19 protein-coding genes are annotated in these 25,538 nt (G+C 64.6%); 12 read left to right on the forward strand and 7 right to left on the reverse strand.

Annotated elements, in window-relative coordinates; genetic code table 11:
- Positions 1–28 precede the first annotated feature (28 nt).
- Positions 29–3,388 (reverse strand): mechanosensitive ion channel, encoded by a 3,360-nt coding sequence (locus H7A12_02865; protein ID MCP5319761.1) that lies wholly within the window; start codon positions 3,386–3,388, stop codon positions 29–31.
- Between the two features lie 110 nt (positions 3,389–3,498).
- On the opposite strand from H7A12_02865, the gene H7A12_02870 reads away from it, so the two are divergent.
- The 3 genes from H7A12_02870 to H7A12_02880 all read left to right on the forward strand — a co-directional run bounded on the left by H7A12_02870 (position 3,499) and on the right by H7A12_02880 (position 5,594).
- Positions 3,499–4,077 (forward strand): UbiX family flavin prenyltransferase, encoded by a 579-nt coding sequence (locus H7A12_02870; protein ID MCP5319762.1) that lies wholly within the window; start codon positions 3,499–3,501, stop codon positions 4,075–4,077.
- An 83-nt stretch (positions 4,078–4,160) separates the two neighbouring features.
- A complete protein-coding gene (locus H7A12_02875; GenBank protein MCP5319763.1) occupies positions 4,161–4,997 on the forward strand; it encodes an alpha/beta fold hydrolase in 837 nt (278 codons plus the stop codon).
- Between the two features lie 24 nt (positions 4,998–5,021).
- Positions 5,022–5,594, forward strand: coding sequence for a DUF4136 domain-containing protein (locus tag H7A12_02880; protein ID MCP5319764.1), 573 nt, complete (start codon positions 5,022–5,024; stop codon positions 5,592–5,594).
- Between the two features lie 187 nt (positions 5,595–5,781).
- Here H7A12_02880 and H7A12_02885 read toward each other — a convergent pair whose 3' ends face one another.
- The 3 genes from H7A12_02885 to corA all read right to left on the reverse strand — a co-directional run bounded on the left by H7A12_02885 (position 5,782) and on the right by corA (position 9,167).
- Positions 5,782–6,555, reverse strand: coding sequence for a tryptophan synthase subunit alpha (locus H7A12_02885; GenBank protein MCP5319765.1), 774 nt, complete (start codon positions 6,553–6,555; stop codon positions 5,782–5,784).
- Entirely contained in the window at positions 6,542–7,795 is a 1,254-nt protein-coding gene (trpB, locus tag H7A12_02890; protein ID MCP5319766.1) for a tryptophan synthase subunit beta, read from the reverse strand. The genes H7A12_02885 and trpB overlap by 14 nt, the downstream gene beginning before the upstream one ends.
- 304 nt (positions 7,796–8,099) lie before the next feature.
- On the reverse strand, positions 8,100–9,167 hold the full coding sequence (gene corA, locus H7A12_02895) for a magnesium/cobalt transporter CorA (protein ID MCP5319767.1): 1,068 nt from the start codon (positions 9,165–9,167) through the stop codon (positions 8,100–8,102).
- 181 nt (positions 9,168–9,348) lie between these two features.
- Here corA and H7A12_02900 point away from each other — a divergent pair, with 181 nt between their 5' ends.
- Complete coding sequence (locus H7A12_02900; GenBank protein ID MCP5319768.1) at positions 9,349–10,071, forward strand: hypothetical protein; 723 nt, start codon at positions 9,349–9,351, stop codon at positions 10,069–10,071.
- Between the two features lie 1,634 nt (positions 10,072–11,705).
- On the opposite strand, the gene H7A12_02905 is transcribed toward H7A12_02900, so the two are convergent.
- Positions 11,706–12,974, reverse strand: coding sequence for an O-acetylhomoserine aminocarboxypropyltransferase/cysteine synthase (locus tag H7A12_02905; GenBank protein MCP5319769.1), 1,269 nt, complete (start codon positions 12,972–12,974; stop codon positions 11,706–11,708).
- Between the two features lie 140 nt (positions 12,975–13,114).
- Between H7A12_02905 and H7A12_02910 the strand changes: the two genes are divergently transcribed.
- From H7A12_02910 to H7A12_02930, 5 genes are all read left to right on the forward strand, one after another.
- Positions 13,115–13,801 carry a TetR/AcrR family transcriptional regulator gene (locus H7A12_02910; GenBank protein ID MCP5319770.1) on the forward strand — a complete coding sequence of 229 codons (687 nt, stop codon included), beginning with the start codon at positions 13,115–13,117 and terminating at the stop codon, positions 13,799–13,801.
- A 61-nt stretch (positions 13,802–13,862) separates the two neighbouring features.
- Entirely contained in the window at positions 13,863–15,071 is a 1,209-nt protein-coding gene (locus tag H7A12_02915; protein ID MCP5319771.1) for an acyl-CoA/acyl-ACP dehydrogenase, read from the forward strand.
- Positions 15,072–15,135: 64 nt separating this feature from the next.
- Complete coding sequence (locus H7A12_02920; protein MCP5319772.1) at positions 15,136–15,981, forward strand: nitroreductase family protein; 846 nt, start codon at positions 15,136–15,138, stop codon at positions 15,979–15,981.
- 22 nt (positions 15,982–16,003) lie between these two features.
- Positions 16,004–17,215: a thiolase family protein gene (locus H7A12_02925; protein ID MCP5319773.1), complete on the forward strand. Its 1,212-nt coding sequence runs from the start codon at positions 16,004–16,006 to the stop codon at positions 17,213–17,215.
- Between the two features lie 16 nt (positions 17,216–17,231).
- Positions 17,232–18,851 carry an AMP-binding protein gene (locus H7A12_02930; GenBank protein ID MCP5319774.1) on the forward strand — a complete coding sequence of 540 codons (1,620 nt, stop codon included), beginning with the start codon at positions 17,232–17,234 and terminating at the stop codon, positions 18,849–18,851.
- Here the strand turns inward: H7A12_02930 and H7A12_02935 are convergent.
- Positions 18,838–19,026, reverse strand: a complete 189-nt coding sequence (locus tag H7A12_02935; protein ID MCP5319775.1) for a hypothetical protein — start codon at positions 19,024–19,026, stop codon at positions 18,838–18,840. The two genes, H7A12_02930 and H7A12_02935, sit on opposite strands and share 14 nt — an antisense overlap.
- A 59-nt stretch (positions 19,027–19,085) precedes the next feature.
- Between H7A12_02935 and H7A12_02940 the strand changes: the two genes are divergently transcribed.
- The 3 genes from H7A12_02940 (at position 19,086) to H7A12_02950 (ending at position 23,826) form a co-directional block, all read left to right on the forward strand.
- Positions 19,086–20,540, forward strand: coding sequence for a wax ester/triacylglycerol synthase family O-acyltransferase (locus tag H7A12_02940; GenBank protein MCP5319776.1), 1,455 nt, complete (start codon positions 19,086–19,088; stop codon positions 20,538–20,540).
- A 126-nt stretch (positions 20,541–20,666) separates the two neighbouring features.
- A complete protein-coding gene (locus H7A12_02945) occupies positions 20,667–21,344 on the forward strand; it encodes a nitroreductase family protein (GenBank protein ID MCP5319777.1) in 678 nt (225 codons plus the stop codon).
- Positions 21,345–21,444: 100 nt separating this feature from the next.
- Entirely contained in the window at positions 21,445–23,826 is a 2,382-nt protein-coding gene (locus tag H7A12_02950) for a TonB-dependent receptor (protein ID MCP5319778.1), read from the forward strand.
- 128 nt (positions 23,827–23,954) lie between these two features.
- Here H7A12_02950 and H7A12_02955 read toward each other — a convergent pair whose 3' ends face one another.
- Positions 23,955–25,529: a DUF3336 domain-containing protein gene (locus H7A12_02955; GenBank protein MCP5319779.1), complete on the reverse strand. Its 1,575-nt coding sequence runs from the start codon at positions 25,527–25,529 to the stop codon at positions 23,955–23,957.
- Between the last annotated feature and the right edge of the window lie 9 nt (positions 25,530–25,538).

Here is a 25,538-nt window from a genome sequence, read left to right on the forward strand (position 1 = left end):
ACCGGCACCCGCGCGCAGCTCTGCGGACTCAGCACAGCCGCGCTTGCGGGTCCACCGCGCGCAGGTGCAGATCCATCTGCGGGTAGGCGATCTCGATACCCCGCTCGCGGAACACTTCGGCGATCCGCATGTACAGTTCGGTCTGCACCGGCGCGCCCAACGAGATATCCGCCACGTGTGCGAAGCAGCGCATCTCGAAAGAACTCGGCGCAAATTGCCGGAAAGTCACGTTCGGCGCCGGATCGCGCATCACCCGCGAATCCGATTGCAGGATTTCCAGCAATATCGCACACACCTGACGCGGGTCGCTGTCGCGGGAAACACCCACATCGATGGTGAGCCGGATGACCGGGCTGCTCAGCGTCCAGTTGATCAGGCGCTCGGTCACGAAGGTCTTGTTCGGCACGATGATTTCGCGATTGTCGGAATCCGTGATCGTCGTCGCACGCATGCGGATGCGCTGGATCGTTCCGCTGTACTCGCCGAGCGTGACCATGTCACCGATGCGCACCGGACGCTCGAACAGCACGATGAGGCCGGAGATGAAGTTCGCGAAGATTTCCTGCAGACCGAAACCGATTCCCACCGACAGACCAGCCGCCATCCATTGCAGCTTGGACCAGCCGAAACCCAGCATGTGCAGTGATACCAGCCCACCCACCAGTATCACCGCATAGCGGATCAGGGTCTGGATCGCATACAACACGCCTCTCTCGGTGATCAGGTTGTAGAACAGCACGCCCACCAGTGCCGGCAGCCCGGATGCGAACACGAAGGACAGGCCGAGCACCAGCAGTGCCGTACCCGCATCGAACAGCGACACGGTGGAGACCGCCTCGACACCATCCACCGTTTGCACGTAGTTCCACAGACCGACCGTATCGAGGATCGACAGGGCCGTGAAGAACTGCTGCCACACCAGCGCCAGCACCAGTGCGGCCACCGCGGCGACCAGCACCTGCAGCAACGCCATTGCCCCCGCACTCATCTTCTCCAGATCGATCTGGTCGAAGCTGTCGCCTGCACTCCTTGCCTGCGCTGCGCCATCACCCTCGTCGCCAGTCGACTGCAGCGCCTGCGCGCCAGCCAGCGAACGCTGAGCGGCGATGGTGAGTCCGAGCAGTCCGGCGTCCAGCATCATCTTGGCGAACACCAGCACCACACTGCTAAGAAACACGCGCAACTGCAGTTCGCGTGCAGTGAAGTGGTAGCCCTGGATATCGAGCACGAACACCAGCGGCAACGCAACGATGATCGCCAGCAGAAGCAGCGAACCGAGACGTGCCAACCACGGATGGCCACGCGAATAGAATACGGAATCGAACATGCCGCGCGCAGCACGCACGATCAGCACCAGGAAGATGAAATACGTCGCAGTGACCAGCAGACCACTGATGCGGTATGACTGGTCTGCAGGATCGACCGTCATCAGCCGCGTCGCCGCGGCGAAAAAAGCGAGCGGCAGCATCACCCACAGGCCAGCCTGCAGAAGACGGCGCACGCTCTGCACGCGGGCCGTCTTCCAGCGCAGATGCGCACGCGCAAAGCCCTCGTGCGCCATCGTGCCGAGCACGAGCAGATAAAGGTAGGCGAGACCCGCCGTCTGGTAACACGCTCCGGTCAGTGCCTGCGCGGCCGATCCGGGCACCTCGACACGTGCAAGCAGCCAGCCGGCACCGGCCAGCAGCAGCGGCACCGGCAACGCCAGCAGCAGATGGATCGCAATCGCCTCGAGCCCCATCCGGTACCGATAGTTGCGCCAGCCGATACGGCGCAGACTGAGCGTGGCCAGCCGGTTCAGCAGCGCGTTGTGATAGCGCCACACCACGAGTGCAACGATCAGCGCAAGACCTGCGCTCAACGGATGCTTGCGTATCTGCCCCTGCAGCGTGACTCCCAATGCACCCCAGTCCTGTGTCTGCAACAGGCCGAACGTTGCACGCGGCCACGCCAGCAGATCGACGAAACTCAGACCGGGGTGCGATTTCATCCAGATCAGGTTGCGATCGATCAACTTGCGGAACCCGGATGCGGCATCCGACTGCTGTCGATACGCCTGTTCCAGATCGACGATCTGGCCGGTCAAATGCACGTAGCTGCGATTCAAGGCGTCGAGCAAGCGGCTACGATCGCCGAGCAACCGATCCGCCTCGGCGAGCGTGGCGACCCGCTCGGCAGTCTCCGGCGACTGCTGTGCGTCGATGGCGCGATAGACGACTTCACGCGACTGTACCTCCGCTGCCAGCAGACGCGTGATCTGGAACTCGCGCAACCGTGTAGTCGAGAGCATTTCCGCGACGGCTTCGAGCTTGTCGCCCGACTGTCCGTAACTGCCCAGCTTGCGATACTGCGCCACCAGCACCGGCCCGAGCGCATCGCTGAGCGCTGCGATCTCGAGTTGCTGGCGCGTGCTTTCGTAGATGTTGGCGATATCGACGGCACGTGCACTTTCCGTGGCAACGTCGGCACCGATCGCCTCCGAGCGCGCGACCACCTCGACATACTCATCGGCGAGACGCGTGATCTCGTCGTGCAACGCCATCAGCTCCGCCAGAGGCGACGTTGCCTCGGCAAGGCCCTGCCGTACCTGCTCACGCAGCTTGTCCGCCTCGGCAATCCGCTTCAGGCTGTCCATGCCAAGCAGTTCATCGAGGAAGTGTTCTTCCTGCTCCCGCTGCGCCGTGACCAGTTTCAGTCGCAACTGTGCAGCCGTGAGACGGTCCGGTACCGTCTGGATCTCGGTCTCCAGCCGCGCGATCCGGCTCGCGCGCAGTTCGCGCCCTATCAGCCACTGCTCCTGGCGCGCTCGCGTCATCGAGGGATTTTCCCCCGCCACGATTGCCGGCTTCTTGTCCGGCACCGCGGCACTCGTGGTGAGCGCATTCAGCTCCTGGCGTGCCGCCTCGACACGTGACTGCAGGTTCTCCACCGTTGCCCGCACCGACGATTCCTCACCGCGCAGCTCGGTCAGACGTGCGCGCGTGGCACGCAGCATGCTCTCCAGCCGCTGCACCGCCACCCCCTTGGCAAGGCTGCTCGCCGAACGCACCTGGCGTTGCAGTTCGGTCAGCTCGCGTGTGAAGCGCTCGATCTTCTCGGGCACTTCCTGGTAGAGGCGCAGGTAGCGAGCGCTGCTGTCACGGTTTTCCGCAATCGCGGCCAGATCCTGCGCATTGCGCTGGTGGATCTCGAGCAGGCGGGCGTTCAGGGGGTCTTCGCTGCCAGCAGCGCCCAGGATGCTGATCTGACGCTGCACATCCTCCAGACTCGGCAGTGTCTGCGTCGCATCCGTGACTTCGGCAGCGACGGCGAGCGTACTGGCGACGCACAGCAACAGGACCCGGAGCACGCGCATACCGGCACACAGAGCGATCAGCAGATGCGACATTGCAGGACTCGTTGTTCAGGGCCGCGACCGGGCCGGAAGTCTAACCCACCGCATCGTGATCGGGCAGCAGCACGCACGCGTATACTGCCGCGGTACGAATGGAGGTCGGGATGAGGCGCAGGATCATCGTCGGGATAAGCGGCGCGAGCGGTGCCGTCTACGGAGTCCGCCTGCTGGAGCGCCTGCGGGGCCTGGACGTGGAGACCCACCTGATCGTCAGCGAGGGTGGCGAACGCACACTGGCCGTGGAGACCGGCATCGGCGTTGCAGAGTTGCGCACGCGCTGCGATATCTGGCACCGCAACGACAATCTGGCCGCATCGATCGCGAGCGGTTCCTTCCTCACGCACGGCATGATCATCGCCCCCTGCAGCATCCGCACGCTCTCCGGAATCGCCAACTGTTATGCCGAGAACCTGATGCTGCGCGCAGCGGACGTCACGCTGAAGGAGCGCCGTCGGCTGGTGCTCATGGTGCGCGAGGCACCACTGCACAAGGGGCATCTCGAACTGATGCTGCGTGCGAGCGACTACGGCGCCGTGATCCTGCCGCCGGCGCCGTCGTTCTACCACGGCGAACGCAGCATCGATGACCTCGTCGAGCAGATCGTCGCGCGCGGACTCGACGCACTGGGCATCGAACACGATTGTGCGCCACGCTGGGGGAATCCGCCGCAGCATCCTGCCTGAGCCGTACGGACGTACGCTGCGGTTTACCCATGATGGTGGATTGTACGCGGGGAAGATCCTCTGCTAGCCTTTGGTAAAGTATCTTGCCAATCAGACCTCAGCGCATGCAGCAACACGCCGAAATCCAGATCCCCAACCCGATCTTCGCAGTGCTCGAGCCTGCGCGCGCAACGCAGGAACTCATGACCATGCTGCCGGCACACCGCTGGCTTTGCCGCCAACCCAAAGGCGACGGTCACCCCGTGATCACACTGCCCGGCTACGGCGGCGGCAATGGCAGCATGGCGCTGATGCGGCGCTACATCACGCACTGGGGCTACGAAGCGCATCCGTGGCCACTCGGACGCAACATGGATCCGGCGACGACGCGTGACATAGACGGCGTGCTCGAGTTCATGCATCGGGTGGTGACCACGATGGGTGAGCAGTTGCACCAGATCCACAAGCGTACCGGTCGCCGGGCTTCACTGGTGGGATGGAGTCTGGGCGGGCTTTATGCCCGCCAGATCGCCGCGCGCTTCCCTGATCTGGTGCGCCAGGTGATCACGCTGGGCTCTCCTTTCGGCGACCCGCGTGCAACGATCCTGTGGCCGGTGATGCGGCGGCTGATCGACTCTCCCGAACCCGATGAACGTGATCTGCGCCGCTGGAACACCATGGCACGCGTGCCGATCGAAGTGCCGCTGTCGATCGTCTGGAGTCGCAGCGACGGCTTCGTGCACCCGAGCATCGCGTGCCCGCCGGAAGGGGCTTTCATGGAGAATATCCACGTCTTCAGCAGCCACATGGGCTTCGGGGCAAACCCGCTGGCCTACTACGTCCTGGCAGATCGGCTCCGCCAACCCGAAAACGGCTGGCGGCCCTTCGAGCGCTCCGGTTGGCGCCGCGTGCTGTTCGCCAACCGGTCCGCACATCGCTGACAAACCGTTTCGGAGGCAGTACCCATGCGCTACGCTCTTCAACGCATCGGCGCCATGCTCGCCATGGCGTCGCTGCTGCTCACGGTCGGCGCATGCAGCGTCGCCCCACGTGTGGTGACCGACTACAACCCCGACTACGATCTCAACCGGGCCCGCACCGTTGCGATCGTCGATTCCGACGCCGTGTCCAACTCGCCGGCGATCGCCAGCGACGATCTGCTGCAGAATCGTATCCGGCGCGCACTTACCGCTGCGCTCGAAGCCCGCGGCTACCAGATCGTGGAACCGGAACAGGCACAGTTGCTGGTCAGTTTCCTGGTGACAACCGAAAACCGCACCCGCATCCGCGACTACAACCTCGGCTGGTCCTACACGCATTGCTGGCGTTGTAGTCACGCGCTGACGTTTGGTGGTGACATCGACGTCGATCAGTACACCGAGGGCACCCTGTTCATCGACTTCATCGATCCCGCCAGCCGCCAGTTGCAATGGCGCGGTGCCGTTACACGCCGGCTGGTTCCGGGGCGCAGCGTCGCCGCGCGCGAGCGCATCGTCGACGAGACCGTCACCGCGATCATTGCCCGTTTTCCCCTGTAGGTCGGCATTCATGCGGACGGCCCCTGTCGGGTTGAAACCCGACCCACACCGGCTGGCATTGCACCTGTAGGTCGGCATTCATGCCGACGGGGGATTGCGCCGGTACATGTAGGTCGGCATTCATGCCGACGGCCCCTGTCGGGTTGAAACCCGACCCACGCAGGTCGGCATTCATGCCGACGATCAACTATGCGGGCAACGCCAGGGCAGCGAAAAAATCGCGCAGGCCTTCGTCGCGACCGGCTTCCCACGCTCGCAGCGCTGCGGTACCGATGATCGCGATATCGGCATGGTCGGCGATGAACTCGATATCCGCAGCCGTCGCAACTCCGAAGCCGAGCGCAAGCGGCAGCCTGGTCACACGCCGGCAACGCGCCAGCAACGCCACGACGCCCTCGTCCATCGCGGTACTGGATCCGGTGACTCCCTTGCGGGCGACCACGTAAACGAAACCGTGTGCCGCCGCTGCGAGCTGTGCCAGACGATCGTCGCTGCTGGTCGGAGTCATCAGGATTATCGGCGCCAGATCACGTGCCAGCGCCAGTGCATGCAGCTCGCCGGCTTCCTCGATCGGCAGGTCCGGCAGGATGAAGCCCACCGCACCGGCCCTGGCGAGCCGCTCGACGAAGACCGCGTGCCCCATGCGGAATGCCGTGTTGTAGTAACCCATCATCAGCAGCCGAAACGGGAAACTGGCACTCGCACGCGCCATGAAATCGAAGCACTGCTCAACCGTGGTGCCACGCGCCAGCGACGCCTGGTTCGCCTTCACGAACAGCGGACCGTCGGCCGACGGCTCGGAGAACGGAAACTGCAATTCGACCAGATCGACGCCGGCAGCGGCCATGATCTCGAGTTCGCGCCAGTTGTCCTCGAAACTCGGATAACCGCAGACCACGTGCGTCATCACCAGCGGCCGGCGCAGTGCACGCCGTTGGTCCAGATAATCACTCAACTGCATACTGTGCCGCCTTGGCGCCGATGAAGCGTTTCCAGTTGGAGTCACCGAGTGCATCGGCAACCGTGAAGATATCCTTGTCGCCACGCCCGGACTGGTTGATCAGGATCACCGCATCACGCCCGAGCGACGGTGCCTCCCGGACCGCTCGCACGAATGCGTGCGTGCTCTCGAGTGCAGGGATCAACCCTTCGCTGCGCATCACCAGCCGCAGGGTTTCGGCGACCTCGGCGTCGGTCGCCGCCTCGAAGCGTACGCGTCCCTGCTCCCACAGCCAGACCAGGATCGGATTGACCCCGATGTAATCGAGACCGGCCGCCACCGAGTGCGTCTCCAGCATGTTGCCCTGCTCGTCCTGCAGGAAATAGGTCTTGAAGCCCTGCGCAACCCCGACCGATGCATCATGGTAGGCAAGGCGCGCAGCATGCTGTCCCTTGCCGGCGCCGAAGCCGCCGGCCTCGCAGCCCACCAACTCGACATCCGCGTCATCGAGAAACCCCTGGAAGATCCCGATCGCGTTCGAACCACCGCCGACACAGGCGTAGACACGATCGGGCAGGCGACCGGCTGCGGCCAGGATCTGCTCGCGTGCCTCCAGCCCGATGATCGACTGGAACCAGCTCACCATCTCCGGAAACGGATGCGCACCGCAGGCCGTGCCGAGCACATAGTGCGTGTCGGCCATGTTCGTCGCCCAGTCGCGCATCGCCTCGTTGATCGCATCCTTCAGCGTACGCTGGCCGTCCTCGACCGACACCACTTCGGCACCGAGGTTCTCCATCCAGAACACGTTCGGACGCTGGCGTGCAACGTCGACGGCCCCCATGTAGATACGGCAGCGAAAGCCGAATCTCGCCGCCATCGTTGCCGTTGCGAAACCGTGCTGACCGGCACCGGTTTCGGCGATCACGCGTGTCTTGCCGAGGCGCCGGCAGAGCAGCCCCTGCCCCATCACGTTGTTGATCTTGTGTGATCCGGTGTGGTTGAGGTCCTCGCGCTTCACGTAGATCTGCGCGCCACCGAGCTGGCGGGACAGGTTCGCCAGGTGCGTGACCGGTGTGGGGCGACCGGAGTAGTCGCGCATGAGTTGGCGGTATTCCTGCCAGAACGCGGGGTCCTGCTTCACGCCACGAAACCCCGCGCGCAGCTCCTCGATCGTCGAATGCAGGATCTCCGGCAGGAAGGCTCCACCGTAGCGGCCGTAGTAACCTTCCCTGCCGGGTGCGAAATCGAACAGGTCCATGCGTCGCAACTCCGCGAAAAAGGCGTGAAGGATACGCAAAAGCAGACCATTGCGGAACCGCCGACACCGCTGACACCGCCGACACCGCTGACTGCAGGCGCCCTGCTGAGCGTGTCGCAAAAGGTTCTCGAACGTTGCATGGTCTGCGCGTGACGATGCCTTCGCATCGGTGGGACGCCGTAAATGCATCCCTGCAGGCTCGAGCGCCGCATCCCTGCGGCGCACGCCCCCCGATGCAAAGGCATCGTCCCGCGCTGCTCGTATCGACGATCGGAGTCTTTTGCGACACCCGCTGCAGACCCGTCTACAGCCACTGCTTGCGGCGGAAGAACCAGATCAGTGAGCCAGCGACAGTGAGCATGACCAGCCACACCAGCGGATAGCCCCAGTACCAGCGCAGCTCCGGCATCGACCAAGGCGATACGCTCTGATCGAAGTTCATGCCGTAGACACCGACGATGAACGTGAGCGGAATGAAGATCGTCGCGATGATCGTCAGTACGCGCATCACCTCGTTGGTGCGATTGCTGATGCTCGACAGATAGACTTCGAGCAAACTCGCCGACATTTCGCGGAAGCTTTCCAGCAGGTCGATGATCTGCACGCTGTGATCGTAGCAGTCACGCAGGAACGGCCGCGTCTGCTCCTCGATCAGGTCGATCTCGTCACGCTGCAGCCGGCTCACCAGCTCGCGCTGCGGCCACAGCATGCGTCGCAGCAGCAGCAGCTCGCGACGGATGTGATGCAGCCGTGCGATCGCGTCGCGCCCCGGCTGGTCGAGCAGTTCCTCTTCCAGTTCCTCGATATCGTCGCTGAATTGCTCAAGCACCGGGAAAGCGGCATCGATCACGAAATCGACGAGCGCATAGAGCAGATAGTCGATGCGCCGCGCCCTCAGCCGCGAGACCGACGGCGGCCGCATGCGCTTGCGCAACAGCTCGAATGGGTCTTTCGCCGTGGTCGAGAAGCAGATCAGGTAGTCGGTTCCGGCGAAGATGCTGATCTGCTCGCTGACCACGCCATCCGGCGTTTGCACCGGCATTGCCAGTACCACGAAGATCTGCTCGTCGTAGACGTCGACCTTGGGACGCTGGCCCGTATTCAGCACGTCTTCGAGCGCCAGCTCGTGCAGATCGAACAACTGCCCGAGGCTGCGCACGGTCGCGACGTCCGGGCGGCCGTTGATCTGCACCCAGGTGCGTGACCGGCGCTCGAGATACGGCTTGCAATCTTCGGCCCGCGCAAGCGTGGTCTCGATGTATTCGTCGGTTCCGTAATCCACCAGCCGGATTTCGATTTCACCTCGCTGACTGTCGTCGAGCGTACCGGGTGCGGTTCCCGGCGGGTGGTAGTTCTTGCCCAGATAACTCATCATTCGACTCCATGGCGCGCCTGCGCGAAGCTTAGCCGATGGCAGCCGACACGGTCGTCCCGGATCCGGCTGCGGGCGTGGTCCCGCAACCTTTCTTTATCGCTCACGACGACACCACACGAGGACGGCAGGCATGGTCCCGGCAAATTCGACGGCATCATCGCCACGCAGCGTAGGTGCGATGCAAGGACTCGAATGGTTCATCGATGGCTGGCGGCTGTTTTCCCGCACGCCCGGGCCGTGGATCGCGCAGGCATTGCTGCTGCTCGTCGTGATGGCGATCTGCAACGCGCTGCCGGTTCTCGGCAATCTGCTGTCACCCTTCGCGTACAGCGTCTTTGCCGCCGCCACGCTGCACGCTAGCCAGCGTGCGCGGCACGCGGCTTCGACGACGTTGCTCGACGACATGCTTGGCTTCGGCTCGCATCCCGCGCTGAAACCGGTGCTGGTCCTCGCGGCGATCTGCCTTGGTCTGACGCTTGGCGCTGCCATTGTGGCAGGACTGGTCATCGTCGGGCTGTCCGGAGTCGGCGCGCTCATGGCATCCGTGCACGACGACTCCTGGCTGCCCACCAGCGGACTGATAGCCGGAATGCTTCCCGGACTGCTGCTCCTGCTGCTGGCTACCCTGACGATCACCGCGATGTACTGGTTCGCTCTGCCCGACGTGGTGTTCGGCGGTACCGAGCCGTGGACAGCGATGCGCCGCAGTCTGCGCGCCTGCATCGGCAATGTCGTGCCGCTGCTGGTCTTTGGCGTGCTGGGAACGATCGCAGCCACGATCGCGATGATTCCGTTCGGCCTGGGGTTGCTGGTGCTGATGCCGGTGCTGTTCGCTGCCTGGCTGGTGAGTTACGAAGACATCTACGGAGCGGCTGCCCAGCCACCCGCACCGCCGGCGTAGGTCGGCATTCATGCCGACGGGCAGTCGGGTTGAAACCCGACCCACATGGGCCGGAGCCGGGGTCGTGCCCGTAGGTCGGCATTCGTGCCGACGGGCAGTCGGGTTGAAACCCGACCCACATGGGCCAGGGCCGGGACCGAGGTCGTGCCCGTAGGTCGGCATTCATGCCGACGGGGACGTGTCGGGTTGAAACCCGACCCACATGGGCCAGGACCGGGGTCGTGCCCGTAGGTCGGCATTCGTGCCGACGGGCATGTCGGGTTGAAACCCGACCCACATGAGCCAGGACCGGGGTCGTGTCCGTAGGTCGGCATTCATGCCGACGGGCGTCGGGTTGAAACCCGACCCACATGGGCGGGGCCGGGGCCGTGCCCGTAGGTCGGCATTCATGCCGACGGGCATATCGGGTTGAAACCCGACCCACATGAGCCAGGACCGGGGTCGTGCCCGTAGGTCGGCATTCGTGCCGACGGGACGTGTCGGGTTGAAACCCGACCCACATGGGCGGGGCGGGGCGGGGCCGGGGTCGTGCCCGTAGGTCGGCATTCATGCCGACGGGGACGTGTCGGGTTGAAACCCGACCCACATGAGCCAGGACCGGGGTCGTGCCCGTGGGTCGGCATTCGTGCCGACGGGCGTGTCGGGTTGAAACCCGACCCACATGGGCGAGGACCGGGGTCGTGCCCGTAGGTCGGCATTCGTGCCGACGGGCAGTCAGGTTGAAACCCGACCCACATGAGCGAGGACCGGGGTCGTGCCCGTAGGTCGGCATTCATGCCGACGGGCGTGTCGGGTTGAAACCCGACCTACATGGGCCGGGACCGGGGTCGTGCCCGTAGGTCGGCATTCATGCCGACGGGCGTGTCGGGTTGAAACCCGACCCACATGGGCCGGAGCCGGGGGTCGTGCCCGTGGGTCGGCATTCATGCCGACGGGCGTGTCGGGTTGAAACCCGACCTACATGGGCCAGGGCCGTGCCCGTAGGTCGGCATTCATGCCGACGGGGACGTGTCGGGTTGAAACCCGACCCACATGAGCCGGGGCCGGGGCCGTGTCCGTAGGTCGGCATTCATGCCGACGGGCAGTCAGGTTGAAACCCGACCCACATGAGCCAGGGCCGGGGTCGTGCCCGTAGGTCGGCATTCATGCCGACGGGGACGTGTCGGGTTGAAACCCGACCCACATGAGCCAGGACCGGGGTCGTGCCCGTAGGTCGGCATTCGTGCCGACGGGCAGTCAGGTTGAAACCCGACCCACATGGGCGGGGCGGGGCCGGGGTCGTGCCCGTAGGTCGGCATTCATGCCGACGGGGACGTGTCGGGTTGAAACCCGACCCACATGGGCCAGGACCGGGGTCGTGCCCGTAGGTCGGCATTCATGCCGACGGGCGTGTCGGGTTGAAACCCGACCCACATGGGCCAGGACCGAGGTCGTGCCCGTAGGTCGGCATTCATGCCGACGGGCGTGTCGGGTTGAAACCCGACCCACATGAACCAGGACCGGGGTCGTGCCCGTAGGTCGGCATTCATGCCGACGGGCGTGTCGGGTTGAAACCCGACCCACATGAACCAGGACCGGGGTCGTGCCCGTAGGTCGGCATTCATGCCGACGGGCGTGTCGGGTTGAAACCCGACCTACACCAAGGCCTGGTCGAGATCGGCCAGGATGTCTTCGATATGCTCGATGCCCACACAGAGACGGATCATGCCCGGTGTCACGCCTGCGCGCGCCTGCTCTTCTTCGCTCAGCTGGCGGTGCGTGGTCGACGCCGGGTGGCAGGCGAGCGACCTCACGTCACCGATGTTCACCAGGCGCTTGAACAGCTTCAGCGCATCGTAGAAGCGTATGGCATCGTCCAGCCCGCCCTTGACCTCGAAGGTCAGCAGGGAAGCCGGCAGGCCACCCGCGCAGTAGCGCTGCGCAAGCGCGTAATACGCATGCGACGGCAGTCCGGCGTAGCTGACGCCGGCGACACGCGGATGCGATTCGAGGAAGCGCGCCACCGCGAGTGCGTTGCTGCAGTGGCGCTCCATACGCAGTGCCAGCGTCTCGATCCCCTGCAGGATCAGGAACGCGTTCATCGGCGACAGCGCAGAGCCTGTGTTGCGCAACGGCACGGTCCGTGCGCGTGCGATGTAGGCCGCCGGCCCCATCGCCTCGGTGTAGACGACGCCGTGGTACGACGGCTCCGGCGAGGTCAGCATCGGGTACTTCGCCGCGTGCTCGGCCCACGGGAAGTTGCCGCCGTCGACGATGATGCCGCCGAGCGAGTTGCCATGCCCACCCATGTACTTGGTCAATGCATGCACCACGATGTGCGCGCCATGCTCGATCGGCTTCGTCAGCATCGGTGTGGCGACGGTGTTGTCGACGATCAACGGCACCCCGCGGGCATTTGCGACCTGCGCCAGGGCGGCGATATCGGCGACGTTGCCGGCCGGATTGCCAATGCTTTCGCAGAAGATCGCGCGCGTGTCGGCATCGATCATCGCCGCAATGTCCTGCGGCCGGTCGCTCGCAGCAAACTTCACGCGGATTCCCAGCCCCGGCAGCATGTGCGCAAACAGCGTGTACGTACCACCGTAGAGTTGCGGCGTGGTGACGATGTTCGCGCCCGCCGTCGCCAGCGTCAGGATCGCGTAGTTGATCGCAGCCATCCCGGCACTCACCGCAAGCGCGGCCACACCGCCCTCGAGATCGGCGACGCGCTTCTCCAGCACGTCGGTGGTCGGGTTCATGATGCGTGTGTAGATGTTGCCCGGTACCGCGAGGTTGAACAGGTCTGCACCGTGCTGCGCGCTGTCGAACTCGTAGGAGACCGTCTGGTAGATCGGGGGTACCACCGCATGCGTGGTCGGATCACCGGCGTAACCGGAATGGATCAGCTTGGTTTCGTCGCGCATCGGTATGGTCCTGCCTCGGCTCGTGCTCATCGGGGGAGCGTCCATCTTAAGGAGTGCGCATCGGCTCTGCCAAGCGCATCGGTAGGCACGCCGGGTGGGCTCGCTTACACTGCGCGGCGCATTGCCGAGCCGGAGAACCCATGCCCCGCAAGACCGCGTGCAAAGCCGGACCGGCTGAATCGAGACGCCGACGTGGACGCCCGCAAGGCAGCGGCGTGGGAGCCGCCACACGCGAACGCATCCTGCGCGCCGCGATCCATCGTTTTGCCGAGTCCGGCTACGCGCAGACGAGCAACCAGGACATAGCACGCGAGGCCGGAATCACCAGCGGTTCGCTGTATCACTACTTCGACTCCAAGGCAGCACTGTTCCACGCGGCGCTGCGCCACTGCACCGTCATGCTGCTCGACGCCTATCGCGGCGCCTGCGCTGACGCCGCCGCGCAGAGCGTCGTCGACCAGCTCTGCCTCGGCCTCGAACGCATCATCACTCTCGCACGCGAATGGCCGGGCATCGTGCGCTTCGGCGGCAACGCGGCGGCCGAGATCCGCCACAACCGCGAGCTCGACTGGCTGGACAGCGATCTGGCAGGAGCATTTCCGGATTTCTTTCGCGACCTGGTTCGCGAGGCGCTTCGGCGGGGCGAGATCGCAGCGAACGTCGACGAGGAAGATGCCGCCGGGTTGCTGCTCGCGCTCACGATGGGATTGTCGATCTCCCACGACAGCGACGGCGACGAAGAACCCTTCGCCGCACGCGTACGCACCTACGAACGGCTGTTGCGCGGGGAATTGTTCCACCGCACACCGGAACGGTTAATCTATTGACGAGTTGATTTTTTGCTGCTCCAATGCCTGGACAATGACGCCGTCACATCGAGGAGCCACCATGGAATTCGACCTGGACATCGGATTGAGCGACGAGATGCGCGCGATCCGGGAAACCTGTCGGCGCTTTGCAACCGAAGTCCTGCGCCCCACCGGAATCCAGCTCGACCGCCTTTGCGCCCAGGCCGTGATCGCACCCGAATCACCGTTGTGGAGCGTGCTGAAACAGTTCCGCACACTCGGTCTCGGTGGCGGCGCGATGATCGACGACGCATCGCTCTCGCCTGCCGAGCGCGCGCTGACGCACAGCATCGTCGTCGAGGAACTGTCTGCCGGCGACGTCGGTCTGTTCATTGCGTGTGCGCTGCAGAACATCGCTCCCTCGATCGCGCAGGCGGCTGGCCGCGAGGATCTGGTCGAGTTCTTCACTGCCCGCGACGAGATCTGCTGTCTGGCACTGACCGAGCCGGGCTGCGGCAGCGACATCGTCGCGTTCACCGAGCCGAGCTATCGCGACCCGCGCGTGAAGCCGGTACTGAAATGTCGCCGTGAAGGTGATGTCTACCTCCTGAACGGTCAGAAATCCTCCTGGGTATCGACCGGCAGCATCGCCGGCTCGGCCAGCGTGTATGCGACTTTCGAGAACTCCCCGGTCGGGCTTGCCGACGGTGCGGTATTCCTGATGCCTCTCGATCTGCCCGGGATCACCAGGGGCAAGCCAACCGAGAAGATCGGCCAGCGCACACTGAACCAGGGCGAGATCTTCTTCGACAACGTCGAGGTGCCGGCACGCTTCCTGATCGGCGAGGGCCCGGAAATCTACCCGCTCGTCTGGGAAATGACCCTGAAGGGAGCCAATATCGCGATGGGCCAGCAGTTCGTCGGCGTTGCGCGAGCCGCCTACGAGCTCGCACTCGACTACGCAAAGCAGTGGGTGCAGGGCGGCGGGCCGATCATCCAGCACCAGAACGTGAAGAACCGTCTGTTCTCGATGTTCCAGAAAGTCGAGACGGCACGCGCGCTGGCGCGCCGCGTGGCGATCGCCGACGCCGTGCATCCTGGAGGCGTGCCGTTCCAGTACGCTGCCACCAGCAAGGTCTACGTGACCCAGGCTGCATTCGACGTTGCGCACGACGCGATCCAGACGCTGGGGGGCAACGGCCTCACCCACGCGTATCTGGCCGAAAAGCTGTTCCGCGATGCCCGCTCCTCGCTGATCGAGGACGGCGAGAACAGCATGCTCGGCCTGATGGCAGCGGCACGGTTCTGATGCCGACGCGCATGCAACCGGAATCGCACACGGCAGGTATTCAACCCGTACAGGAGCACCGCACATGGAATTGAAGGAAATCATCGGCCGGCGCCGCTCGATACGCATCTTTGCCTCATGGCGTCCGGTGGAGCGCGCGAAGATCCAGAAGATGCTCGAGGCGGCACGACGCGCCTCCTGCGCCGGCAACGTGATGAACATTCGCGCGATCGTGATCTGGCGCGACCAGGCGTCGAAGGAGCTGCTCGACAGCATCAAGCTGCCGATCAGCTACCAGCAGATGCAGACCGCACCGGTATTCATCCTCTGGTACAACGAACCGATGGCCTACGAGGGCGAGCACTGGGTGAAGACCGTTTCCGAACTGGTCGAGACGCGTCGCATGGGCGTGCACATCGAGGAGACGATCAGCGAGGTGAAGCAGAAGCTCGCACCGGGCTTCCTGATGAACGATCCGCGCGTGACCGGCAACACACCCGGCGCGCTGATGGATTGCGGGCAGGCGATCGCGCAGGCGACGCTGGTTGCCTACGACGAGGGGCTCGGCAGCTGCCTGATGGGCGGACCGGTGCTCGGTCGCGTCGGACGCCGCCTGAAGATGCCGGAAACCGGCGTTGCGTTGGCCCTGCAGGCGGTCGGCTATCCGGCCGAATCGTGGGAGGCCGGTGGGCAGACCGTCAAACCGGCGCTCGAGGAACTGTTCCACGAGATGGAATACGGCACACCGTTCCGTTCCGACCCGGCAGTGGTCGCCGAGCTCGAACGCGAGGGGCTGCTGCAGGCACCGGCACCGCTGCCGTGGCGCGACGCAGAACTGCGTGCGCTGGCGAAGGCAACCGACCTCGAGACGAAGCTATGGCGCGACGATGCCTTCGAGGTACTCGCCGACGACCCGAAATCGAGCTGGTAAACGAATCACGGAGGACCGATCCATGCGTCTGAATGCAGTGGTCGCCGGTGTCGGCATGACACCGTTCGGCAAGCACCTCGACAAAAGCATCAAGTGGCTCGGCGGCCAGCCGGCCCTGGAAGCGATTCGTGACGCCGGCATCCACCCCGACGAAATCGAAGCCGCCTACGTCGGCAACTGCGCTGCCGGCATCGTGACGGGGCAGGAATCGATTCGCGGCCAGGTCGTGCTGAGTTCGATCGGCCTCGGGAAATTCCCGATCATCAATATCGAGAACGCCTGCGGCAGCGGCTCCACGGCGCTGAACCAGGCCGCGATGATGATTTCCGCCGGCTACTACGACGTGGTGCTGGTGGTCGGCTTCGAGAAGCTGTTCCACGAGAACAGGGCGATCACCTTCAGCGCCTTCGGCGGCGCGATCGACGTCGAGGCCCGCGACGCGTTCATGGCCACCAACACGGCCGGCCAGAGCGAGGGATCGGGCACGAAGCGTTCGATGTTCGCCGACTTCTACGGCGTGCTGGCGCGCGAGTACATGGCTTCGCATGGCACGGAGCTGCGCCATTTCGCGATGGTGTCGGCGAAGAACTCGGTGCACGGCAGCCTGAATCCGCGCGCGCAGTTCCAGAAGGCGGTCACGGTGGAAGAAGTGCTTGCCGAGCCGGTGATCGTCGATCCGCTGACGCGCCCGATGATCTGCCCGGTCGCCGACGGCGGCGCAGCAGTGGTGCTGGTGAGTGAGCGCAAGGCGCGCCGCATGGGTATCGAGCGACCGGTGCGCATCGTTTCCTCGGTGGTGCATTCGTACTTCGAACACCCCGACAACTCGCCGGAGAACGTGATGAGCATCTCGATCGCCGAGGCCTATCACGACGCCGGCGTCGGGCCACGGGATCTCAGCCTGGTCGAACTGCACGACTCGTCGGCAGTGACGGAGCTGCTGACCTACGAGCATCTGGGGCTGTGCGAAGCCGCCGAGGTCGCCGCATTCCTCGAGCGTGGCGAGAGCTCGCTCGGCGGGCGCATCCCGGTCAACACCTCGGGCGGGCTGCTGCGCAAGGGACATCCGGTTGGGGCCACCGGCGTGGCACAGATCGCCGAAGTCACCTGGCAGTTGCAGGGACGTGCCGGTGGGCGCCAGGTGCAGGGAGCCCGGGTCGGCCTGTGCCACAACGGCGGCGGTTCGCTCGGAAACGATACCGCCGTGATGAACATCACGATCGCGATGCGTTGACAACCGGAGGCAAGCCGTGCGCGAACGCAACGAACTGATCCTCGCCGACCTGATCGCGCTGCGCGCAGAACGGCAGCCCGATCTGGACGTGCTCACCTTCGAGCATCTCAGTCTCGACGGCGGAACCACTCCCGACGAGGTCCGCACCTACGCGGACCTGTTCGTCAACGGCAACCGTATCGCGGCGTGGTTGCGGGCACGCGGCATGCAGCCCGGCGACCGTTTCGCGATCGCGTTGCGCAACCACGCCGAGTTCGTCGATGCGATGGTCGCCGCCTCGATCACCGGCACGGTGTTCGTGCCGATCGACCCGCGCACGCGCGCCGACAAGCTGGCGTTCATGGTGAACAATTCGGGGAGCCGCGGCATCCTGTGCTCGCGGTACAACCTCGCTGAAATCTGTCGCGCCGAAGCCGATTGCCCTCGGCTCGAATGGCTGCTGATGCTCGACGAAGGCGAAGCCGGCGACGCGCCACGCTCGCGACTGCTCGTGCAGCGCGTGGCCGACGTGCTGGCCGCGCCGGCCGTGACCGTCGATCCATTCCCTTCCACACTGCAGCACCCGCTGCAGGTGATCTACACCTCGGGCACCACCGGCGACCCGAAGGGAATCGTCGCCAACAACCAGCGCTTCGGCGGTACCGGCATGGTCGGCGCGCTGTTCGGCTACCGCGCGGACGAGCGACCCTACACCGGGCTGTCGTTCACGCACAGCAACGCGCAGACGACGGCACTCTGCCCGGCGCTGTGGTCCGGCCTGCGTGCGGTGTTCAGCCGCAAGTTCACCAAATCCAGGCTGTGGGAAGTCTGTCGCCACTACGGCTGCACCACCTTCTCGCTCCTCGGCGGCATGGCGACCGCGATCTACGCCGAACCCGAACGCCCCGACGACGCGGACAACCCGGTACGCCTGATCATCAGCGGCGGCATGCCGGCGGCGATCTGGGAAGCTTTCGAAACGCGTTTCGGCGTGCAGATCCTGGAAATCTACGGTGCCAACGACGGCGGTGGTCTGGCACTGAAGCCACCCGGCGTCGGACCGATCGGGTCCTTCGGCAAACCGTTGCCCAACTGGGAGATGCGCATCCTCGACGACGATGGCAACGAATGCCCTCCCGGCGTATCGGGCGAGATCTGCTGCCGCCCGGCCCAGGGCAGTCAGGCATCGGTCGAAATCGAATACCTCGGCAATCCGGAAGCATCGAGGAAGAAGGTGCGCGACGGCTGGAACCGCAGCGGCGACGTAGGGCACCGCGACGCCGACGGATGGATGTACTTCGACTACCGCAAGGGCGGTGGCATCCGCCACAACGGTGACTTCATCACCCCGGGTTTCGTCGAGAAGGTGATTGCCGAGCACCCGTCGGTCGATGACGTCTACGTCTACGGCGTTCCGGCACGCTCCGGCTCACCGGGCGAAAAGGACGTGGTCGCCGCGATCGTCGCGCGCGATCGGGCGAGCTTCGACCCGCAGGCGGTGTTCGCGCACTGCCGCGCCGGGCTCGAACCGAACTTCGTGCCGGGCTATCTGCAACTGCTCGACGAGATCCCGAAGACCGCTTCCGAAAAGCCTCAGGAACGCTTCCTGATCGAGCTGTTCGGCTCCGACACGCAGAACGTTTTCACGGCGGATTGATCCTGCCGGCCGTGATCCGGCCTCGGGGAATCGATTCGACGGCATAACGCTCGATACGCACGCTCGCAGACCGGTGATCACACGGGAATCCGGCCTTCTGCTTCAGGCGTCCGAGGAACTTCTGCGACGTGCCGAGCGTCTCCCACACTGACGGCAGGAAGGGCGCACGGCGCATGCCACTGTATCCGGCAAATTCCGGCACCTGAGCCTTTGCTCGCCACGGAGACGATGTCCATGTTGCGTCTGTCCAACCTCGACGCCGGCCTGCTGCACGGCGAGACGCCGGAGATGCCGATGCACACGATGGGCATCCTGCTGCTCGAGAAGCCGGCGCGTGCGTTCCATGAGCGCTTCGAACGCACACTGCAGGCACGCCTGCACCTGATCCCGCCGTTGCGACGACGCCTGGTTGCAAGCCCCCTCGGGATCGGGGACCCGCACTGGATCGAAGATCCCGACTTCCGCCTGTCGAATCACGTGTTGCGCGCAGCACTCCCGGCACCCGGTGGCACGCGCGAGCTGGAAGCCTTCGCCGGCCTGCTCGCAGGCCGCCTGCTCGACCGTTCGCGGCCGCTGTGGGAGATCCACCTGGTCGAGGGACTGCACGACGGATCGATCGCCCTGATCGTCAAGGTGCATCACGCGGTGATGGACGGATCCCGGCTGGTCGCGGCGCTCGAGACGCTGCTCGACCCGTCGCCGCGCGTACGACGCATGCCGCCACCGCAACGAGCATGGACCCCGGAACCGGAGCCGTCGCTCGGGTGGAAGGCGCTCGATGCCTCGCGCGCACTCGTCAAACGGCCATACCGCCTCGTCGGCAGCGCGGCCGAGATTGCCGGCACGCTGTTGCGGCGCAGGCCGGCAGCAACCGCAGCAGAGCGCACGGATGCCGAGGCTCCCGCCCGTGCGCGGGCCTTCGATGCGCCACCCACTCCGTTCAACGGCCGGCTATCGACGCTGCGTGCGATCGGCATGGGCGATGTCGCGCTCGACAGCGTGAAGGCGATCGGCAAGCACTTCGGAACCAGCGTGAACGATGTGGTACTCGCGGCAAGCTGCGCGGCCCTGCGTGCCTGGCTGATTGCACACGACGCACTGCCCGCGACCCCGCTGCTCGCCACGGTGCCGGTGGCGCAGCGTGCTGCCGACGGCGACCCGGAGCGCGGCAACCGTATTTCGATGTTTCTGGTCGCCCTGCCGGTCCAGCAAGCCGATGCGCGCGAGCGTCTGCTGGCGATCCGCGAACAGACTGCCGTTGCCAGGAAACGTCACAGCAGCAACCAGGGCGATGTGTTCCGCCAGGCGGCGGACCAGCTGCTGAACCTGTTCCCGCCCTCGACGCTGTCGCGGATCATGACGATCTACTCGGGCAGTGAACTCGCCGATCGCATCACGCCACCGTGGAACCTGGTGATCTCGAACGTGCCGGGACCGCAGGCCCCACGTTACTGCGTCGGCACGCGCGTGCAGCGCATCCATCCCTTCGGCCCCCTGCAACTCGGTTCAGGTATCAACATCACGGTGATGAGCTCGGCGGGACGGTTGTGCATCGGCGCGCTGGCATGCCGGCGCATGATGCCGGACGTCGCGCTGGTGACGGACGGTTTTGCTGCGGAAATCGCCCACCTCGATCGCATCGCACATGCCGCGCGCCGTCGCCACGGCCAACCGCCCCGCAACACATGAGGAATCCACGCCTGCCCGCAACGAATGGACGAATCGCAATCCCACCAATATTTTGGCTATAAGAAAAATCCCTTATAGTGATCTGCCCGGACAGCCATCACGCCACACCGTCTCAGGAGCAACCTCATGAGTGTATTGCTCGACCTCACGCCCGACGAAGTCCTCTCCACCACCCGGGCAGTGCGCAAGCGTCTCGACCTGCAGCGCCCGGTACCGCGCGCGATCGTCGAGGAATGCATGGCGCTCGCGATGCAGGCGCCGAACGGCTCCAACATGAACACCTGGCGCTTCGTCGCGGTCGACGATCGCGCGACGATCGCACGCATGGCGGCGATCTACAACGCCGCGATGGACGACCAGATCCGCGCGCTCGGTGATGCGGTCGGCGAGAACTACGCCGGCGCCTCGATTCCCGGCTCGGAGAAAATCGGCGACTCGGTGCAATACCTGCGTGAACACCTGGCCGAGGTACCGGTACTCGTGATACCGGTGTTCGCGGGACGCACCGAGAACGCGAGCGTGTTCCTGCAGGCGAGCATGTGGGGTTCGATCGTGCAGTCGGCATGGAGCTTCATGCTCGCACTGCGTCCGCGCGGTCTCGGCAGTTGCTGGACCACGGTCCACCTGCACCGCGAGCGCGAAATGGCGGAGCTGCTCGGCATTCCTCACCACTACACCCACGCCGGGCTCTTTCCGGTCGCGTACACGCAGGGCACGGATTTCCGGCCTGCGTGGCGCAGACCGGTGAACGAGGTGCTGTTCTGGAACAACTTCGGCAACAGCGCCGAGAGCAGCGCCGATTGACCGGTTTCCCGGTGTGCGCGCACACTGCGTGCACACCGTTCACGAGCCACTGCTCGTTGCTTTTCGCTCTGCACCATAACTATCACAGGAGAGATCGGGCATGAACGACACTCATAGGGGAAACCTTGCGCTGCGCCTTGCGTGCGCCATCGCGTGTGCAACAGCAGGCACGCTTTCACAGGCCCAGGATGCTTCCGGCGGCCAGAGCACCCAACTGGAGGAAATCATCGTCACGGCGCAGAAACGCGAGCAGAACCTGCAGAAGGTGCCGGTCGCCGTGACCGCACTCAGCAGCGACACGCTGGAGAAGTTCCGCGTCACGGGCATCAACGACATCTCCGGCCTCGCACCGAACTTCCAGATCATCACGCAGGGCATCCAGTCGATTCCGATCGTCTCGATCCGCGGCATCGCATCCGGGGTTTCCGACAGCGCGGTCGATCCGAAGATCGGACTGTATCTCGACGGTGTCTATATCGGCCGCAGCGTCGGTGCGATCTTCGACATCGCCGACATCGAGCGCGTCGAGGTACTGCGTGGACCGCAGGGCACGCTGTTCGGCCGCAACGCCACCGGCGGCGCGATCAGCCTCGTCACGGCGGCACCGAGCGGCGAATTCCACCTGCGCCAGGACGTCTCGGCCGGCAACTTCGACGCCTGGCGCACCCGAACCACGCTCGATCTGCCGGCGTGGGGCAATCTGGCCCTGAAGTTCACGTACATGCACGACGAACAGGAAGGCACCATGCGCAACCTGATCGGCGGAGGTCACATCGATCTGCGCCAGCGCGACCCGCGTCTCGGCGTGCAGAAGTACGCCGACAAACTCGGTGGTCGTGAAGTGGACGCGTACATGGTGGCAGCACGCTGGCAGGCAAACGACACCTTCACGGTCGACTATCGCTACGATTACACCGACAGTGAAACGGTCGGTTTTCCAAACCAGCAGATCGGCATCATCGACGGCTCGGCGCTTGCAGGGATGATGGGATTGATCCACTCGCTGCAGCCCGCCTACGGCGGCATCACGAACATGTCACCCAAGCGGCTGGGGCGAATCGCCTCCGCCACCAGCGTGCAGCCGATGACGGTCGAGGGGCATAACCTCACGCTGAGCTGGGATCTCGCCGAGGGCATCAACCTGAAAAGCATCAGCGCGTACCGCAAGCTCGACCAGGATCCGAACATTTTCGATCTCGCGTCGACCGGCGGCTGGAAGTTCAGCGACGCACAACTGCAGGCGCTGCTGCTTGGCAACTTCAATGCGATATTCGACCCGGCCAATGCACCCGGGCCGAACGATTCCTTTTTCAGCCTGCTGACCGCACGTTCGATGGAACAGCGCCAGTTCAGTCAGGAACTGCAGTTCACGATGACGCGCGAACGTTACGATCTGGTTGCCGGGCTGTTCTACTTCGACGAGAAATCACCGGAACTCGACACCCTCGGCATCATGGAGCCGGTCACCAACGGCGTCGTGGTGCCGGCCTGGTACGACAGCATCTTCGGCAGCGGAACCACCGAACTCGAGGCACGCAACGAGTCACGCGCCGTCTATGCGCAGGCAACCTGGCACGCAACCGAAAGGCTCGATCTGACTGCAGGCATCCGTTATACGCAGGACGACCGGGAGACCAGGCTCGTACGCATCGCGGCTGCAACCGGCAGCACCCTCCAGCCCGGCACCTACAAGGACGATTTCAGCAAGACGAACTACACGCTGATCGCCGACTACTGGGTGAACCCGGATGTGATGGTCTACGCGAAGCTCGCCACCGGCTATGTCTCGGGCGGTATCATGAGCGGCATTCCGTACCAGCCGGAGGAACTCGAGAGCTGGGAGGCAGGCATCAAGTCACAATTTTTCGACAACCGCCTGCGTGTCAACGCGGCCGCCTTCTTCATGGATTACACCGACCTGCAGGTGCAGACCTTCGTCGATGGTTCGCAGCGCTTCGACAACGCCGGCGAAGCCGAGGTGAAGGGGCTGGAACTCGAAGTCGATGCCGTACCCATGGACGGACTCACGCTCGGCGGCAGCTTCGGCTGGACCGACTATGAATTCAAGAAGTACATACTGCCCCCGCCGGACGGCGACATTGCGCATGAAGCGCACCCTGCGTGGACGCCCAAGCGCAGCCTGCGCCTGTCGGCCCAATACGATTTTCCGGCGTTTGCCTGGGGTGGCAATGCCTTCATGCGCCTCGACGGACGCTATCGTTCACGCAGTGAAGTCGGCGTGAGGTTTACCCACGACCCGGACATCGACCGCGTGACCTACAGCAAGGCGCACTGGATCGTCGATGCACGCGCGGGCGTGGCGGAAATTCCGCTCGGCAAGACAGCGCTCAGCATCTCGGCGTGGGCGAAGAATCTGCTGAACGAGGACGATGTGATCGTCTTTGGCGCGACCGTGATCAACCAGATGGTGAGCTACGCACCCGAACGCACCTACGGCATCGATCTCACGATCCGGATGTGACAACGACACGCTGACGCCACACCACCCTCACCGCGACCCCTGGCCGCACGGGGGTGGTACCACAAACGACCACATGCGCTGGCAGAAAGCGGGCGGACTGTCTGGCGACAGCCCGTCGTCGATCGCGATCAATGCCGCAGCGCAGCACTTCCGCCGTCGGCAGCACGCCTGCCGACCACGCCGTTGTCCGCGTCGTCGGAGTTCGCTTCCATGGCCCGATGGTGGTGGCCACGTCGCGAGGTGCGCAGCCAGTGCGCTTCCTGGAGCTCGAAGGAGTGCAGGATCGTATCGAGCGTGCGCCCGATGCGCGTGGTGTTCGCGATCGCCGGCACCCGCGACCAGGCGGCGCGTTCACCCGCCTTGATCAGGTGTGCCATTTCCTCCTCGCTGAGAAGGCGCAGGATCATGTCCATGTTGGACAACCCATAGCCGGGGAAGATGTTGATATCGCCGATGAACTGCTGCTCGATCATGGCGTTCACCGTGTTCAGCGTGGTTCCGACGCGCGGGCTCACCTTGGTTCGGCGCTGGATCCAGTCGAGACCACCACGTACCACCGTCTTGGTCGCAGCGATCAACGCATCCGACGCGATCTGGCGCATGCCGGGACGCGGATTCGGTTCCTTGCCCAGACCCGGCATCACCTGGCTGACGATGAAATGATTGACGCCGTACATGCGTGCCAGACGCTTCGCCGGCAGGTCCTGCGAAAACGAACCGTCGATCCAGCGCCGCGAAGGCAGATAGGGCTTGATCTCGCCGTCCCTGTTGCGTGCTTCCAGACGCACCGACGGAAACACCCCGGGCAGCGCCGAGCTCGCCAGTACCCCCGAGAGCACCGTCACGTTCGGCGATGCAATGTGATTCAGCAACCGGGACGTCTGGCGCGGACTCGACGGCGATATCGTGATGTTGATGCTGCGTCCGGTCTTGCGGTAGGCCTCCAGGAAGGTCATGTCCGGGATCAGACGCTCCATCTCGCGGCGCACGATCTGGGTATCGATAGTGTTCTGCTTGCCGAAACCGAGCTTGATGTTCGAGCGGTTTTCAGTGAGCGCACGCGCGATCCAGTCGTCCTCGAACAAGGCGAGGAATTCCTCGTCGGTGCGCGTGCCGACGATCGCCGCGACGAAGGAACCCGCGCTGGCACCGGATATCACCGCCGGGCACAGATCCTGTTCGATCAGCGCCTTCAGGATGCCGAGGTGGAAGAATCCTAGCGTGCCCCCGCCGCTCAGCATCAGGGCCGAGCGCCCGTAGCAGTGGCTGGCGCGCTGGAAGAACTCGACGCGCTCTGCCCAGGGGATCGACTCCAGATCACGCGGTGCCAGGTACTCGAGCGCATTGCTGATCTCTGCGATGTAGTCCTCGATCAGCTTCTTGGTCCCGCACTTGGCGCGCTGGTAGAGCTGGGCCTTGCCCATCCCCTCCATGTTGCCGTGGATCCCTTCGTTCAGCACGAACAGCAGGCCTTCGTCGTCACGCTTGCGACGCAGACGACGCAACTGCTGCAGCCGCAGCCGGATGTTCTCGTGATCGTACAGGCGCGACGCGTCTTCGCGGCGCCAGTCGTCGGAACCGGTCAGCTTGTCGTGCCGCTCGGCCAGCTTGTACCACTCGGCGTAGCTGTTGGCGGCTGCCAGTTCCTGTTCCAGGGACTCGATGACGGGAGAATTGCGTGAGAAACGGCCAGCGTTGGACATCAACGACTC

This window comes from Pseudomonadales bacterium (genome assembly GCA_024234165.1).
Lineage (GTDB): Bacteria > Pseudomonadota > Gammaproteobacteria > Pseudomonadales > UBA5518 > UBA5518.

Excerpts from the sequence above, each read along its gene's own strand:
- H7A12_02940 (MCP5319776.1), top strand. The coding sequence starts at position 19,086 with ATGTTGCGTCTGTCCAACCTCGACGCCGGCCTGCTGCACGGCGAGACG.
- corA (MCP5319767.1), bottom strand. The coding sequence starts at position 9,167 with ATGAGTTATCTGGGCAAGAACTACCACCCGCCGGGAACCGCACCCGGT.
- H7A12_02955 (MCP5319779.1), bottom strand. The coding sequence starts at position 25,529 with ATGTCCAACGCTGGCCGTTTCTCACGCAATTCTCCCGTCATCGAGTCC.
- H7A12_02865 (MCP5319761.1), bottom strand. The coding sequence starts at position 3,388 with ATGTCGCATCTGCTGATCGCTCTGTGTGCCGGTATGCGCGTGCTCCGG.
- trpB (MCP5319766.1), bottom strand. The coding sequence starts at position 7,795 with ATGGACCTGTTCGATTTCGCACCCGGCAGGGAAGGTTACTACGGCCGC.
- H7A12_02935 (MCP5319775.1), bottom strand. The coding sequence starts at position 19,026 with ATGCGCCGTGCGCCCTTCCTGCCGTCAGTGTGGGAGACGCTCGGCACG.
- H7A12_02920 (MCP5319772.1), top strand. The coding sequence starts at position 15,136 with ATGGAATTGAAGGAAATCATCGGCCGGCGCCGCTCGATACGCATCTTT.
- H7A12_02900 (MCP5319768.1), top strand. The coding sequence starts at position 9,349 with ATGCAAGGACTCGAATGGTTCATCGATGGCTGGCGGCTGTTTTCCCGC.
- H7A12_02880 (MCP5319764.1), top strand. The coding sequence starts at position 5,022 with ATGCGCTACGCTCTTCAACGCATCGGCGCCATGCTCGCCATGGCGTCG.
- H7A12_02950 (MCP5319778.1), top strand. The coding sequence starts at position 21,445 with ATGAACGACACTCATAGGGGAAACCTTGCGCTGCGCCTTGCGTGCGCC.
- H7A12_02910 (MCP5319770.1), top strand. The coding sequence starts at position 13,115 with ATGCCCCGCAAGACCGCGTGCAAAGCCGGACCGGCTGAATCGAGACGC.
- H7A12_02870 (MCP5319762.1), top strand. The coding sequence starts at position 3,499 with ATGAGGCGCAGGATCATCGTCGGGATAAGCGGCGCGAGCGGTGCCGTC.
- H7A12_02885 (MCP5319765.1), bottom strand. The coding sequence starts at position 6,555 with ATGCAGTTGAGTGATTATCTGGACCAACGGCGTGCACTGCGCCGGCCG.
- H7A12_02905 (MCP5319769.1), bottom strand. The coding sequence starts at position 12,974 with ATGCGCGACGAAACCAAGCTGATCCATTCCGGTTACGCCGGTGATCCG.
- H7A12_02915 (MCP5319771.1), top strand. The coding sequence starts at position 13,863 with ATGGAATTCGACCTGGACATCGGATTGAGCGACGAGATGCGCGCGATC.
- H7A12_02925 (MCP5319773.1), top strand. The coding sequence starts at position 16,004 with ATGCGTCTGAATGCAGTGGTCGCCGGTGTCGGCATGACACCGTTCGGC.
- H7A12_02945 (MCP5319777.1), top strand. The coding sequence starts at position 20,667 with ATGAGTGTATTGCTCGACCTCACGCCCGACGAAGTCCTCTCCACCACC.